Source organism: Streptomyces sp. NPDC059909 (genome assembly GCF_042730885.1).
Classification (GTDB): Bacteria; Actinomycetota; Actinomycetes; order Streptomycetales; family Streptomycetaceae; genus Streptomyces.
In genome coordinates this window covers 113,888-128,371 of the sequence record NZ_JBHWKX010000006.1, presented here as the reverse complement: position 1 = coordinate 128,371, position 14,484 = coordinate 113,888, and the positions used below count along the sequence as shown (strand labels likewise).

9 protein-coding genes are annotated in these 14,484 nt (G+C 69.3%); 5 read left to right on the top strand and 4 right to left on the bottom strand.

Annotated elements, in window-relative coordinates:
- Positions 1-133: 133 nt before the first annotated feature.
- The 4 genes from ACFV9O_RS07485 to metH all read right to left on the bottom strand — a co-directional run bounded on the left by ACFV9O_RS07485 (position 134) and on the right by metH (position 8,261).
- Entirely contained in the window at positions 134-1,723 is a 1,590-nt protein-coding gene (locus tag ACFV9O_RS07485) for an ABC transporter substrate-binding protein (RefSeq protein ID WP_385413550.1), read from the bottom strand.
- Between the two features lie 75 nt (positions 1,724-1,798).
- Positions 1,799-3,400 (bottom strand): ABC transporter substrate-binding protein, encoded by a 1,602-nt coding sequence (locus ACFV9O_RS07480; RefSeq protein WP_385413548.1) that lies wholly within the window; start codon positions 3,398-3,400, stop codon positions 1,799-1,801.
- Positions 3,401-3,872: 472 nt separating this feature from the next.
- A complete protein-coding gene (locus tag ACFV9O_RS07475) occupies positions 3,873-4,574 on the bottom strand; it encodes an HAD family hydrolase (RefSeq protein ID WP_385413545.1) in 702 nt (233 codons plus the stop codon).
- A gap of 156 nt (positions 4,575-4,730) precedes the next feature.
- Positions 4,731-8,261: a methionine synthase gene (metH, locus tag ACFV9O_RS07470; protein WP_385413542.1), complete on the bottom strand. Its 3,531-nt coding sequence runs from the start codon at positions 8,259-8,261 to the stop codon at positions 4,731-4,733.
- Positions 8,262-8,520: 259 nt separating this feature from the next.
- Between metH and ACFV9O_RS07465 the strand changes: the two genes are divergently transcribed.
- From ACFV9O_RS07465 to ACFV9O_RS07445, 5 genes are all read left to right on the top strand, one after another.
- On the top strand, positions 8,521-9,285 hold the full coding sequence (locus tag ACFV9O_RS07465) for an IclR family transcriptional regulator (RefSeq protein WP_385413539.1): 765 nt from the start codon (positions 8,521-8,523) through the stop codon (positions 9,283-9,285).
- A gap of 387 nt (positions 9,286-9,672) precedes the next feature.
- The gene (locus ACFV9O_RS07460; RefSeq protein WP_385413536.1) at positions 9,673-10,461 is read left to right on the top strand and encodes an MIP/aquaporin family protein; all 789 of its coding nucleotides are present in this window, start codon (positions 9,673-9,675) and stop codon (positions 10,459-10,461) included.
- A 37-nt stretch (positions 10,462-10,498) separates the two neighbouring features.
- Complete coding sequence (gene glpK / locus ACFV9O_RS07455; protein ID WP_385413534.1) at positions 10,499-12,025, top strand: glycerol kinase GlpK; 1,527 nt, start codon at positions 10,499-10,501, stop codon at positions 12,023-12,025.
- A 16-nt stretch (positions 12,026-12,041) separates the two neighbouring features.
- Positions 12,042-13,652 (top strand): FAD-dependent oxidoreductase, encoded by a 1,611-nt coding sequence (locus ACFV9O_RS07450; RefSeq protein ID WP_385413531.1) that lies wholly within the window; start codon positions 12,042-12,044, stop codon positions 13,650-13,652.
- Between the two features lie 127 nt (positions 13,653-13,779).
- Positions 13,780-14,451 carry a FadR/GntR family transcriptional regulator gene (locus ACFV9O_RS07445; protein WP_385413528.1) on the top strand — a complete coding sequence of 224 codons (672 nt, stop codon included), beginning with the start codon at positions 13,780-13,782 and terminating at the stop codon, positions 14,449-14,451.
- Positions 14,452-14,484 lie beyond the last annotated feature (33 nt).

The window sequence follows — 14,484 nt, the reverse complement described above, 5'->3', positions numbered from 1 at the left end:
GGGGGGGGGGGGTGGGTTTTGGTGTGGGGGGGGGGGGGTCTTTTTGTTTTTTTTTCTTCTGTGGGGTGTGTCTCTTGGGGGGGAGTGAGCCGAAGGGGCGCGCGGCTGTCGGGAACCGAGCCGCCGAAAAGAATCAGCCCTTCTTGATCTCCCAGAAGCGGAAGACCGTCGAGGCGTCGAGCGTCCACTCGAGGCCCGTGACGTTGCCGTGGGCGACGGCGTACTGCTTGCCCTGCCACAGCGGCAGGACGGGGATGTCCTCGGAGACGAGGTTCTGGAGCTCCGCGAACTTGTCCTCGGTCGCCGCGCGGTCCGCCATGGCCGAGGTGTCCGGGATGATCTTGCCGGTGATCTGCTTGTTCTCGTAGTTGTTGCCCAGGACGTTGTCGGGCCCGAAGAACGGCGCGGTGAAGTTGTCGGGGTCCGGGTAGTCGGGGACCCAGCCCTTCACGTAGACGCCGTACTTCCCGGCCTGGACGTCCTTCTCGTACTGCCCGAACTCGACGGACTCGACGGTGGCCTCGAACAGCCCGCTGTCGTTGAGCTGCTTGGCGATCGCCTTCAGTTCCTGGTCGGTGGCGGGGCCGTAGCGGCTCGGCGTGGACCAGAGGGTGAGCTTCACCTTGTCGGTGATGCCCGCCGACCGCAGGGCCTTGCGCGCCTTGCCGGGCTGGGGGGTGCCGCCGTAGCGGTCGAAGAAGGCCGTGCTGTGGGTGCCGATACCCGCCGGGACGATCGAGTACAGCGGGGTCGCGGTGGCCTCGTAGACGTCGCGTACGAGGGCGTCCCGGTCGACGAGGTACGCGAAGGCCTCGCGCACCGCGCGCTTGCCCGCGACCGGGTCGTCCATGTTGAAGACCAGGTGCTGGACCTCGGCGCTGGAACCCTCGACGACCTGGATCTGCTCGTCGTCGGCGGAGAGGGAGCCCTGGAGTGTGGCGATGTCCTGGGCGGTGAGTCCTCGGTAGGCGACGTCGACGTCACCCTGCTTGAGAGCGGAGCCGAGGCGCTTCTGGTCGCCGTGGAAGAAGGTGAGCGTCACGCCGCCGTTCTTCACCTCGGCAGTGCCCTTGTACTCGGGGTTGACCGAGAAGACCGCTTCCGTCTCGCTGAAGGAGTCGAGTTTGTACGGGCCCGAGCCGACCGCCTTGCCGTCGTTGCGCAGCGCGCCGGCCTCGTACTCGCGGTGGTCGACGATGGAGCCCGCACCCGAGGCGATCTTGCTGGGGAACGTGGCGTCGGGCACCTTCAGGTGGAAGACGACGGTCCGCTCGTCGGGGGTCTCGATGCGGTCGATGGTGGACAGCAGCGGCACCGGCCCGGAGTCGCTGTCGATCTGCAGCGCGCGCTCGAAGGAGAACTTGACGTCCTCCGACGTCAGCGCGTTGCCGTTGCTGAACTTCAGGCCCTCTTGCAGCGTGCAGCGGTAGACCGTGCTGGCGTTGCCGTCGAAGCCGCACTTCTCGGCAGCCTCGGGCTGCGGGGTCGACCCGCCCTTGGGGAAGCTCATCAGGGACTGGAAGACGTTGTTGAAGAGCAGCCACGAGCCGGGGTCGTATCCGTCCGCCGGGTCTGTGGCCAGGACCTCGTCGGACATGCCGACGACCACCTTGGCGGCGTCACCCGACTCCCCGTCACCCTTGTCCGCCCCGCAGCCCGCCAGCAGAGCGGCGGAAAGCCCCGCGGCGAGGGGGACCGTCCATGTCTTGACTCTTGCCTTCACAGAACCTTGCCTCTTGCTCTCATGACAGGCCGCGACGTTCACGGCCGGGTACTGAAGGTCGGGCGGTGCCGCGGATCAGGCGGTGCCGCGGGCCAGCTCCCACAACTGCAGGTCGGAGGAGGAGTTGAGGGTCCACTCGACGCCGGTGATGTCCGACCGGGCGGCGACGTACTGCTTGCCCTGCCACAGCGGCAGCACGGGCACATCGTCGGCGACGATGTCCTGCAGCTTGTTGAACGGCTCCGACGCGGCGCTGCGGTCCGCCTGGCGGCGGGACTCGGGGATGAGCTGGTTGCGGGCGACGGTGCTCACGTAGGGGGTGTTGAGGAAGTTGTCCTTGTCCAGGAACGGGGCGATGTAGTTGTCCGGGTCCGGGAAGTCGGGGAACCAGCCGAGGCCGTAGACGGCGTAGTCGCCGCGCTTCTGGGCGGGACGGTACTTCGACCATTCGGTGCCCTGGACCGTCACGTCGAAGAGGCCGGTGGCGTTGAGCTGGTCGCGCAGCGCCGCGAACTCCTTGGCCGTACCTGAGCCGTAGTGGTCGGTCGTGTAGTGCAGGGTGAGCTCGACCGGGGTGTCGATCCCGGCGCGCTCGAGGATGTCGGCGGCCTTGTCGCGGTTCGGCTCGCCGTACTTGTCGAAGAAGGAGTTGGTGTGGCCGGTGATGCTCGACGGGATCAGCGAGTAGAGCGGCTCGGCGGTGGCGCCGTACACCTTGCTCGCGATCTGGCCGCGGTCGACGACGGACGCCATGGCCTGGCGGACCGCCTTGTCCTTCACGGACGGGTCCTTGGTGTTGAAGGCCAGGTAGCGGATCTCGAGGCCGGGCATCTCGGTGAGCTCGATGTTCTCCTTCGGGGTCTCCGAGAGCTCCTTGATCTGCTCGGGCGACATGGCGCGGGCCATCATGTCGATCTCGCCGGACTCCAGGGCGCGGCCCATGGCCTCGGCGTCCGGGAAGGAGCGCAGCTCGACCTTGCTGTTGCGCAGCTTCAGGTCGCCCTTGTAGTGGGGGTTCTGGGTGAACACGGCCTTGACGAGCTTGTCGCCCTCGGTCTCGGCCTTCAGGGTGTACGGGCCGGAGCCGCTGGACTCGAAGCCCTCGCGCAGCTTCTTCCCGTCGTACGCGTCGCCGCTGACGATGCCGGCCACGGGCGTCGAGAGCTTGTACGGGAACGTGGCGTCGGGCGTGGCGAGGTGGAAGACGAGCTCCTTGGCGTCCTTGACCTCGATGGTGTCGATGTTGGCCAGCAGTCCGGCCGCACCGTTGTCCGACCTGATGTTCAGGACGCGCTCGATGGAGAACTTCACGTCCTCGGCGGTCACGGGCTTGCCGTCGGAGAACTCCAGGCCGTCGCGGAGCGTGCAGCGGTAGCTCTCGCTCTCGGTGTCCGTGAAGGTGCAGCGGGACGCGGCCTCGGGCACCGGCTGGCCGCCGCCGCGCGGGACGTGCATCAACGTCTGCTGGGTCTGGCGGAGGACGTTCCAGGCGCCGGTGTCGTACGCATAGGCCGGATCGAAGGGGGCAGGAGCGTCGCTGTTGGCGACGAACTGGTCCGTGGTGCCCACGACAATGGCATCGCCGCCGTCGGACCCGCTGCCCGAGGTACCACAGGCGGCGAGCGCGGGGGCGAGCAGGCCCGCCAGGGCCGGCAGCACCAGTGTCTTGCGATTCATCGTGGACGTTTCTCCCTCATCCCACACTGGGATACAGCGGTGTACGGGACACTCCGCCGCGGCCGCCCGTTCGGGGCGGTGCGATCGGACCGGGATTGCGAGCGATCGGGTCTGTGCCCACGGCGACGGGGTTGGCGGCCGGGGCACATGGTGGGTGCGGCGAAGTTCTCGCGTCGAGATTAGTGGGAGACGCCACAAGTCCTGGACCGGGCCCGAGTTGGGGTGTCATCACTCAGTGATCAGGAATGACGCCGCATCGATATTCATGCGGGCGGATGATTCGTACACCGCCCCATCAATCCGGACACAAGGTCACGCCCGAAACGGCCCAGACCGGGCTCGGGTCGTATGAACCACGAATTCGGACGTCACTTCGAGTGACGAACGTCACGCCATAAGGAGGGTTACGGAAAATACACGGTCAGATGCCCAGAGTTGCCAACGTATGCGAGGTACACACTGGGTGTGCGCCTTAGTTCATTCGGGTGATGAGGGTACGGAGGAAGGAGAGATCCACTTCCTCCAGCGAGCCCACGACCACGCGGCCGTCACCCGGAGCGATCGGCGCGACGGAGGGAACGGCGACGACCATGCAGCCGGCGGCCTCGGCCGAGGCGACACCGGTGGCGGTGTCCTCGATGACGGCGCAGCGCGGGGGCTCGGCGCCCAGGCCGCGGGCGGCGAACAGATACGGGTCCGGGTGCGGCTTGGTACGCGCCACCTCGTCGCCCGCGACCGTGAGCGCGAAGCGGTCACGGCCCAGGGACGCCAGCACGCGGTCGATGATGCGCCGGTGGGAGGCGGAGACCAGGGCCGTGGGGATGTTGTGCTCGGCGAGCTCGGCGAGCAGCCGCTCGGCGCCCGGCATCAGCGGCACGCCGCGGGCGATGCGGTCCTCGAAGCGTTCGTTGAGGAGCACGGTGAGCTCCGCGAGGCTGATGTCCGCGCCGGTCGCCTTGATGAGATAGCCCGCGCTGCGGGTCATCGGACCGCCGACCACCACGTCCCGCCATGCCTCGTCCAGGTCGTGCCCGAGGTCCGCGAAGACCTCCACCTCGGCCTCCCACCAGAAGCCCTCGGTGTCCACCAGGGTGCCGTCCATGTCGAGGAACACGGCCTGCAGGGCAGAGCCGCCGGCCGTACGGGCCAAGGACGCGGGGACCGTGCTGGTCATCGGCACACCTCCTGGAGGGACGAGAAGGCCGGCCACCCTCCCGGTGAGGGAGGACGACCGGCCTGCACTGGATCGACCAGTGTACGACCCCCGCGCCCGAAGTGCGCGAATTGTTTGCCCTGCGTTTCGCCTGCGCAGCGTTCCGCGGCGCCGCGCCTACCGTGCGTTGAAGTACTTCGCCTCGGGGTGGTGGATCACGATCGCGTCCGTGGACTGCTCGGGGTGGAGCTGGAACTCCTCGGAGAGCTTGACGCCGATCCGCTCGGGTTCGAGAAGCTCCGCGATCTTCGCGCGGTCCTCCAGATCCGGGCACGCTCCGTAACCGAGCGAGAAGCGGGCTCCCCGGTACCTGAGCGCGAACATGTCCTCGATGTCCGCCGGGTCCTCGCCGCCGAACCCGAGCTCGCCGCGGACTCGGGCGTGCCAGTACTCGGCGAGGGCCTCGGCCAACTGGACGGACAGTCCGTGCAGTTCGAGGTAGTCGCGGTACGAGTCGGACTCGAAGAGCCTCGCCGTGGCCTCGCCGATCTTCGAGCCGACGGTGACGACCTGGAGGCCGACCACGTCCGTCTCGCCGGACTCCTCCGGGCGGAAGAAGTCGGCGAGGCACAGGTGCCGGCCGCGGCGCTGGCGCGGGAAGGTGAAGCGGGTGCGCTCGGAGCCGTCCTCGTTGAGCAGGATGAGGTCGTCGCCCTTGGACACGCAGGGGAAGTAGCCGTAGACGACGGCGGCCTCCAGCATGTTCTCGGTGTGCAGCTGGTCCAGCCAGCCGCGCAGCCGCGGGCGGCCCTCGGTCTCGACGAGCTCCTCGTACGTCGGGCCGTCGCCGGTGCGGGCCTGCTTGAGGCCCCACTGGCCCTTGAAGAGCGCGCCTTCGTCGAGCCAGGAGGCGTACTCCTTGAGCTGGATGCCCTTGACGACTCGGGTACCCCAGAAGGGCGGCTCGGGGACGCGGTTGTCGGTGGCGACGTCGGAGCGGACCGCATCCTCGTCGGGGCGCTCCTCCACGACCGTGGCCGCGGTGGCCCGGACCCGGCGCTGCTTGAGCTCGGGGAGGGCGGCGCCGGGGACGCCGCGCTTGACCGCGATCAGGGCGTCCATCAGGCGCAGGCCCTCGAACGCGTCGCGGGCGTAGCGGACCTCGCCCTCGTAGATCTCGTGCAGGTCCTGCTCGACGTACGCACGGGTCAGCGCGGCCCCGCCGAGGATCACCGGGTACTCGGCCGCCAGCTTGCGCTGGTTCAGCTCCTCCAGGTTCTCCTTCATGATCACAGTGGACTTGACGAGGAGGCCGGACATGCCGATCACATCGGCCCTGTGCTCCTCGGCGGCCTCCAGGATCGCGGAGACGGGCTGCTTGATGCCCAGGTTGACCACGTTGTAGCCGTTGTTGGACAGGATGATGTCGACGAGGTTCTTGCCGATGTCGTGGACGTCGCCGCGGACGGTCGCGAGCACGATGGTGCCCTTGCCCTCCGCGTCGGACTTCTCCATGTGCGGCTCGAGGTAGGCCACCGCGGACTTCATGACCTCGGCGGACTGGAGGACGAACGGCAGCTGCATCTGGCCGGAGCCGAACAGCTCGCCGACGACCTTCATGCCGTCCAGCAGGGTCTCGTTGACGATGTCGAGGGCGGGGCGCTCCTTGAGGGCCTCGTCGAGGTCGGCCTCCAGGCCGTTCTTCTCGCCGTCGATGATGCGGCGCTTCAGGCGCTCCTCCAGCGGCAGCGCGAGCAGTTCCTCGGCCTTGCCGGCCTTCATCGACTTGGTGTCGACGCCCTCGAACAGCGCCATCAGCTTCTGCAGCGGGTCGTAGCCCTCCGAGCGCCGGTCGTGGATCAGGTCGAGCGCCGTGGTGACCTGCTCCTCGTCGAAGCGGGCGATGGGCAGGATCTTCGAGGCGTGCACGATCGCCGAGTCCAGGCCCGCCTTCACGCACTCGTCGAGGAAGACCGAGTTCAGGAGGATGCGGGCGGCCGGGTTCAGGCCGAAGGAGATGTTCGACAGACCGAGGGTGGTCTGCACGTCCGGGTGGCGGCGCTTGAGCTCGCGGATCGCCTCGATCGTCGCGATGCCGTCCTTGCGGGACTCCTCCTGCCCGGTGCAGATCGTGAAGGTGAGCGTGTCGATCAGGATGTCCGACTCGTTGATGCCCCAGTTGCCGGTGAGGTCCGCGATGAGCCGCTCGGCGATCTCGACCTTCTTCTCGGCGGTACGGGCCTGGCCCTCCTCGTCGATGGTGAGCGCGATCAGGGCCGCACCGTGCTCCTGCGCCAGCCGGGTGACCTTCGCGAACCGCGACTCCGGGCCGTCGCCGTCCTCGTAGTTCACCGAGTTGATCAGCGCCCGGCCGCCGAGCTTCTCCAGCCCGGCACGGAGGACGTCCACCTCGGTGGAGTCCAGCACGATCGGCAGCGTGGAGGCGGTGGCGAAGCGGCCGGCCAGCTCCTCCATGTCCGCGACACCGTCACGTCCGACGTAGTCGACGCACAGGTCCAGCATGTGCGCGCCCTCACGGATCTGGTCGCGCGCCATCTCCACGCAGTCGTCCCAGCGGCCGTCCAGCATCGCCTCGCGGAACTTCTTCGACCCGTTGGCGTTCGTCCGCTCGCCGATGGCCAGGTACGAGGTGTCCTGCCGGAACGGAACGGTCTGGTAGAGGGACGCGGCGCCGGGCTCGGGGCGCGGATCGCGCGGGGTCGGGGCGAGGTCGCGGACCCGCTCGACGACCTGCCGCAGATGCTCCGGCGTCGTACCGCAGCAGCCGCCGATCAGGGAGAGCCCGTACTCGCGCACGAAGGTCTCCTGCGCGTCGGCCAGCTCGGGGGCGGTCAGCGGGTAGTGCGCCCCGTCCTTGCCCAGAACCGGCAGACCGGCGTTGGGCATGCAGGACAGCGGGATACGGGAGTGGCGGGCGAGGTAGCGCAGGTGCTCGCTCATCTCGGCCGGGCCGGTCGCACAGTTCAGGCCGATCATGTCGATGCCCAGCGGTTCCAGCGCCGTCAGCGCCGCGCCGATCTCCGAGCCCAGCAGCATCGTGCCCGTGGTCTCGACGGTGACCGACACGATCAGCGGCAGGTCGGAGCCGGTGGCCTCCAGGGCCCGGCGGGCGCCGAGGACGGCGGCCTTGGTCTGGAGGAGGTCCTGGGTGGTCTCGACGAGGAGCGCGTCGGCGCCGCCCGCGATCATCCCCTCCGCGTTCTGCTGGTACGCGTCACGCAGCAGGGTGTACGGGGCATGGCCCAGCGTGGGCAGCTTCGTCCCCGGGCCCATCGAGCCCAGCACCCACCGCTGCTGCCCCGAGGAGACGGTGTGCTCGTCGGCGACCTCGCGGGCGATCCGGGCACCCGCCTCGGACAGCTCGTACACCCGCTCGGCGATGTCGTACTCCCCCAGGGCCGCGAAGTTGGCACCGAAGGTGTTGGTCTCGACGCAGTCGACGCCGACCTCGAAATACGCGGAGTGGACCGACCGGACGATGTCGGGGCGGGTCACGTTGAGGATCTCGTTGCAGCCCTCGAGGTTCTGGAAGTCGTCGAGGGTGGGGTCCTGCGCCTGGAGCATGGTGCCCATGGCTCCGTCGGCCACCACCACACGGGTGGCGAGGGCCTCGCGGAGGGCGGCGGCGCGGGTCCTGCTGTCGGCGGGAATCCGGCTGTCGGCGGAAGGGGTCGGCAACGAGGCCATGGAAGTGCTCCCTGGGATGCGACGGCTGTCGGCTTTGCGACTTCCCTGCGGAAGGCGCACCCGGCCAGAGTAGCCGGGCGTCCTGCACGGCGGCGTCCCGTCCCAGCCGGTGGACGGCATGCTGTCTCCGGCGACTGGGTGATGACTCGATGATGTCTCCATCCGCGCGGTCTTGACAGACTGTCCTGGCGGTAGGAGCTATTCGGCATCGGCCGATAATGTTCAGCATTGTCGAACCATGGTGAGAAGGGGCCGGGCGATGGCGAAGAACATCCAGTCGCTTGAACGAGCGGCGGCGATGCTGCGGCTGCTCGCGGGCGGCGAGCGCCGGCTCGGGCTGTCCGACATCGCGTCGTCGCTCGGCCTGGCCAAGGGGACGGCGCACGGCATCCTGCGCACGCTCCAGGCGGAGGGCTTCGTCGAGCAGGAGGCGGCGTCCGGCCGCTATCAGCTGGGGGCCGAGCTGCTGCGCCTCGGCAACAGTTATCTGGACGTGCACGAGTTGCGGGCCCGCGCCCTGGTCTGGACGGACGACCTGGCGCGCTCCAGCGGTGAGAGCGTGCATCTGGGGGTGCTGCACCAGCGCGGCGTGCTCATCGTCCACCACGTGTTCCGCCCCGACGACAGCCGCCAGGTGCTGGAGGTCGGTGCGATGCAGCCGCTGCACTCCACAGCACTGGGGAAGGTGCTGTCGGCGTACGACCCGGTGGCGCACAGCGAGGCCCTGGAGCTCGACCGCAACGCGTTCACCCCGCGGACCGTGACCGACCTGAAGGGCTTCGAGGGGGTGCTCGAGCTGACCCGGGCGCGGGGCTGGGCGGACGACGTCGAGGAGACCTGGGAGGGTGTCGCCGCGGTGGCCGCGCCCATCCACGACCGGCGCCGGATGCCGGTCGGCGCGGTGGCGATCACGGGCGCGGTGGAGCGGGTCTGCGACGGCCAGGAACTGCGCTCGGAACTGGTGGCGGCGGTACGGGACTGCGCGCGCGCCGTCTCCCGCGACCTGGGCGCCGGGCGGTTCTGAAACCACGCGCGCCGTCTCCCGCGACCCGGGTGCCGGGCGGTTCTGATCCCCGGCGCCCCCACGTCTCTCCACCGCAGCCGCACGTCCGACCGACGGCCGGCGGCTGACCTGCATCCTCGCGGTGCCACCCCCTTCACGCCAGGCGATTCGAGGCGTTCAGGCGCATCATCGATAACGATCGGGTTATCGGCCACACAACCCTTGACGTCGTGTTAACCAGGGGGCAAAACTGCCGTCCATCGGTCGGCATTGTCGAACACCTACCGGCGATACGCGCTAGAGTGTGGCAACGCCAAGGGCCGGTATCGCTCTCATCCCCCGAGGGCGCGAACCGCGGAGGGACCCGTCGGTTCGCCTTCCCCTGGACGAAGGACAAAGGAGTCGCGGGTGTCCAGCTCCGACATCTTCATCGGCGAGATCATTGGTACCGCCGTACTCATCCTGCTCGGCGCCGGCGTTGTCGCCGCCGTCGTGCTCAAGCGCTCCAAGGCGCAGAACGCCGGCTGGGTCGCCATCGCCTTCGGGTGGGGCTTCGCGGTCATGACGGCGGTCTACATATCGGGCCCCATGTCCGGTGCGCATCTGAACCCGGCAGTCACGCTCGGTATCGCGATCACGAGCGGGGACTGGAGCAACGTCCCCGTCTACTTCGCGGGCCAGCTGCTCGGCGCCATGCTCGGTGCCTTCCTGGCCTGGGTCGCCTACTACGGCCAGTTCAAGGCCCACCTCACCGACCCGGAGATCATCGCCGCGGCGCCCCACGAGGAGGGCATGGTCACCGAGCGGGCCGCCCCGAAGGCCGGTCCGGTGCTCGGCATCTTCTCCACCGGCCCCGAGATCCGGATCGTCTGGCAGAACCTCGCCACCGAGATCATCGGCACGCTCGTGCTCGTTCTGGCCGTACTCACCATGGGCCTGAACGACAGCGGCAAGGGACTCGGCACGCTCGGCGGACTCATCGTCGCCTTCGTCGTCGTCAGCATCGGCTTCTCGCTCGGCGGTCCGACCGGTTACGCCATCAACCCGGCCCGCGACCTGGGGCCGCGCATCGTGCACGCCCTGCTCCCGATGCCGAACAAGGGCGGCTCCGACTGGGGGTACGCCTGGGTCCCCGTGGTGGGACCGCTGATCGGTGGCGCCCTCGCCGCGGGTATCTACCAGCTCGCGTTCGTCTGAGCCTTACGTCCTTCCCCGAGACTTTCAGGAGCACACCGTGACCGACGCACACACCGCCGGCCCCTTCATCGCGGCCATTGACCAGGGCACCACCTCCTCCCGCTGCATCGTCTTCGACAAGGACGGCCGCATCGTCTCCGTCGACCAGAAGGAGCACGAGCAGATCTTCCCGAAGCCGGGCTGGGTGGAGCACAACGCCGCCGAGATCTGGACCAACGTCCAGGAGGTCGTCGCCGGCGCCTTGGAGAAGGGCGGCATCACCGCCGCCGACGTCAAGGCCATCGGCATCACCAACCAGCGCGAGACGACGCTGCTGTGGGACAAGAACACCGGTGAGCCCGTCCACAACGCCCTCGTCTGGCAGGACACCCGCACCGACGAGCTCTGCAGGGAGCTCGGCCGCAACGTCGGCCAGGACCGCTTCCGCCGCGAGACCGGTCTGCCGCTCGCGAGCTACTTCTCCGGCCCCAAGGTCCGCTGGCTGCTGGACAACGTCGAGGGCCTGCGCGAGCGCGCCGAGCGCGGCGAGATCCTCTTCGGCACCATGGACTCCTGGGTCATCTGGAACCTCACCGGCGGAGTCGACGGCGGGCACCACGTCACCGACGTCACCAACGCCTCCCGGACCATGCTGATGAACCTCCACACCATGGAGTGGGACGAGAAGATCGCCCAGTCCATGGAGGTCCCCATGGCCGTGCTGCCGGAGATCCGCTCCTCCGCCGAGGTGTACGGCCACGTCAAGGGCGGCGTCCTGGACGGTATCCCGGTCGCCTCCGCGCTCGGCGACCAGCAGGCCGCGCTGTTCGGCCAGACGTGTTTCGCCGAGGGTGAGGCGAAGTCCACGTACGGCACCGGCACCTTCCTGCTGATGAACACCGGCAACAAGATCATCAACTCCTACTCGGGCCTGATCACCACCGTCGGCTACAAGATCGGCGACCAGGCGCCGGTGTACTCCCTGGAGGGCTCCATCGCCGTCACCGGCGCGCTCGTCCAGTGGATGCGCGACCAGATGGGCCTGATCAACTCCGCCGCCGAGATCGAGACCCTCGCCTCGAGCGTCGAGGACAACGGCGGCGCCTACTTCGTCCCGGCCTTCTCCGGTCTCTTCGCCCCGTACTGGCGCTCCGACGCCCGCGGTGTGATCGCCGGACTCACCCGGTACGTCACCAAGGCGCACATCGCCCGCGCCGTTCTCGAGGCCACCGCCTGGCAGACCCGCGAGATCACCGACGCCATGACCAAGGACTCGGGTGTCGAACTGACCGCACTCAAGGTCGACGGCGGAATGACCTCCAACAACCTGCTGATGCAGACCCTCGCGGACGTCCTGGACGCCCCCGTGGTACGTCCGATGGTCGCCGAGACGACCTGCCTCGGCGCCGCCTACGCCGCCGGCCTGGCCGTCGGCTTCTGGCCGGACACCGACGCGCTCCGCGCCAACTGGCGCCGGGCCGCCGAATGGACCCCCCGTATGGAAGCGGCCGAGCGCGACCGCGAGTACAAGCTCTGGCTCAAGGCCGTCGAACGGACCATGGGCTGGATCGAGCACGAGAGCTGACGAGGAGCTATCGACGATGACCACCCTGCAGAGCGTCCCCGCCCTGGGGACGCACCCGGCCTCCGGTTCCCTGCCGAGCCGCGCCGAGACCCGGGAGCAGCTTGCCAAGGCGACATACGACCTCCTGGTGATCGGCGGCGGCATCCTGGGCATCTCCACTGCCTGGCATGCCGCGCAGGCCGGGCTGCGGGTGGCGCTGGTGGACGCCGGCGACTTCGCCGGCGCCACCTCCTCCGCCTCCTCCAAGCTGCTCCACGGCGGTCTGCGCTATCTGCAGACCGGCGCGGTGAAGCTGGTCGCGGAGAATCACTTCGAGCGGCGTGCGGTCTCCCGCGAGGTGGCCCCGCACCTGGCCAACCCGCTCACCTTCTACCTGCCGGTCTACAAGGGCGGCCCGCACGGCGCCGCCAAGCTCGGCGCGGGCGTCTTCGCCTACTCGGCGCTCTCCGCGTTCGGTGACGGCGTCGGCCACGTCATCTCCCCGGCCAGGGCGCAGCGCGACGTCCCCGAGCTGCGCACGGAGAACCTCAGGGCCGTGGCCGTCTACGGCGACGACCAGATGAACGACGCCCGCATGGCGCTGATGACGGTCCGCGCGGCCGTCGACGCGGGCGCGGCCGTCCTCAACCACGCCGAGGTCACCGGGCTCCGCTTCACCCGGGGCCGGGTCACGGGCGCCGAGCTCAAGGACCGCACGGACGGTGCCGAGTTCGGCGTCACCGCCCGGCTGGTGCTGAACGCGACCGGCCCGTGGGTGGACCACCTGCGGAAGATGGAGGACCCGAACGCGGCGCCCTCCATCCGCCTCTCCAAGGGCGCGCACCTGGTGCTGAAGCGCACCTCGCCGTGGAAGGCGGCCCTCGCGACCCCGATCGACAAGTACCGCATCACCTTCGCCCTCCCCTGGGAGGACATGCTGCTGCTCGGTACGACGGACGAGGCCTACGAGGGCGACCCGGCGGATGTCGCGGTCAACGAGAAGGACATAGCCCAGATCCTCGACGAGGCCGCGTTCTCGATCCGCGACCAGCAGCTGTCCCGCGATCTGATCACCTATTCCTTCGCGGGTCTGCGGGTGCTCCCGGGCGGGCCCGGCGACACCTCGAAGGCCAAGCGCGAGACGGTCGTCACCGAGGGCCGCGGCGGCATGCTGTCGGTGGCCGGCGGCAAGTGGACGACCTTCCGCCACATCGGCCGTACGGTGATGAACAAGCTGGCCGAGCTGCCGGGCCGGCCGCTCGCCGACGACATGGAGCCGATAGCGCACCTGCCGAGGAAGCTCCCGCTGCCGGGCATCGCCAACCCGCGCGCCGTCGCCCACCGGCTGCTGGTGGACGGTCCGGCGCCCGGGCCGCGCATGGCCGCCGACACCGCGCGCCACCTGGCCACGCACTACGGCTCGCTGTCCTTCGACATCGCGCGGCTGGCGAACGACGACCCGGCGCTGGCCGAGCGCATCCACCCGGACGCCCCCGAGATCTGGGCGCAGGTCGTGTACGCGCGCGACCACGAGTGGGCCGAGACGGCGGACGACGTGCTGCGCCGCCGTACGACGCTGACGATCCGCGGTCTGGCGACGGAGGACATCCGTACCGGGGTCGAGGACCTGCTGCGCAAGAAGGCCTGACCCGGCGGCAGGTCCGGCCCGGCGGTAGGGCGAACATCCGTGGACGAGGGCGGCTCCTTGCGGGGCGCGCCCTCGTTGTACGCTCAGACATCGGATGATTCGAGGGACGAGCGCGAGGGGGAACGTCATGGCTGTCACCGACGAGGCCATCGAGAAGATCAAGGGGATGATCGTCTCAGGTGCGCTGCGGCCGGGCGACCGGCTCCCCAAGGAGAGCGAACTCGCCGCCGAGCTGGGCCTGTCCCGGAACTCGCTGCGCGAGGCGGTGCGCGCGCTGTCGCTGATCCGCATTCTCGACGTACGGCAGGGCGACGGTACGTACGTCACGAGCCTGGACCCCCAGTTGCTGCTGGAGGCGCTGAGCTTCGTCGTGGACTTCCACCGGGACGACACGGTCCTGGAGTTCCTGGCCGTACGCCGGATTCTGGAGCCCGCGGCGACGGCGATGGCCGCCTCCCGGATCAGCGAGGCCGAGCTGGACGTGCTCAGCTCCCAGCTGGACGCGCTGGGCGCGGAGCCCTCCGTGGAGGAACTGGTCGCCGCGGACCTGGAGTTCCACCGGGGCATCGTCCAGTCCTCCGGCAACTCCGTGCTCTGCTCCCTGCTCGACGGCCTCTCCGGGCCGACGACGCGGGCCCGTGTGTGGCGCGGGCTGACCCAGGAGAACGCGGTCAGCCGCACGCTCCACGAGCACCGCGCGATCCTCGCGGCACTCCGCGACCGTGACGCGGAGGCGGCGCGGTCGTGGGCGACGGTGCACGTGGCGAGCGTCGAGCAGTGGCTGAGGTCGACGCTCTAGCAGCCGCCGGGACGCGGCTCGGAATGAGCCCGT

Excerpts from the sequence above, each read along its gene's own strand:
- ACFV9O_RS07480 (WP_385413548.1), bottom strand. The coding sequence starts at position 3,400 with ATGAATCGCAAGACACTGGTGCTGCCGGCCCTGGCGGGCCTGCTCGCC.
- ACFV9O_RS07465 (WP_385413539.1), top strand. The coding sequence starts at position 8,521 with ATGGCGAAGAACATCCAGTCGCTTGAACGAGCGGCGGCGATGCTGCGG.
- ACFV9O_RS07475 (WP_385413545.1), bottom strand. The coding sequence starts at position 4,574 with ATGACCAGCACGGTCCCCGCGTCCTTGGCCCGTACGGCCGGCGGCTCT.
- ACFV9O_RS07445 (WP_385413528.1), top strand. The coding sequence starts at position 13,780 with ATGGCTGTCACCGACGAGGCCATCGAGAAGATCAAGGGGATGATCGTC.
- ACFV9O_RS07450 (WP_385413531.1), top strand. The coding sequence starts at position 12,042 with ATGACCACCCTGCAGAGCGTCCCCGCCCTGGGGACGCACCCGGCCTCC.
- metH (WP_385413542.1), bottom strand. The coding sequence starts at position 8,261 with ATGGCCTCGTTGCCGACCCCTTCCGCCGACAGCCGGATTCCCGCCGAC.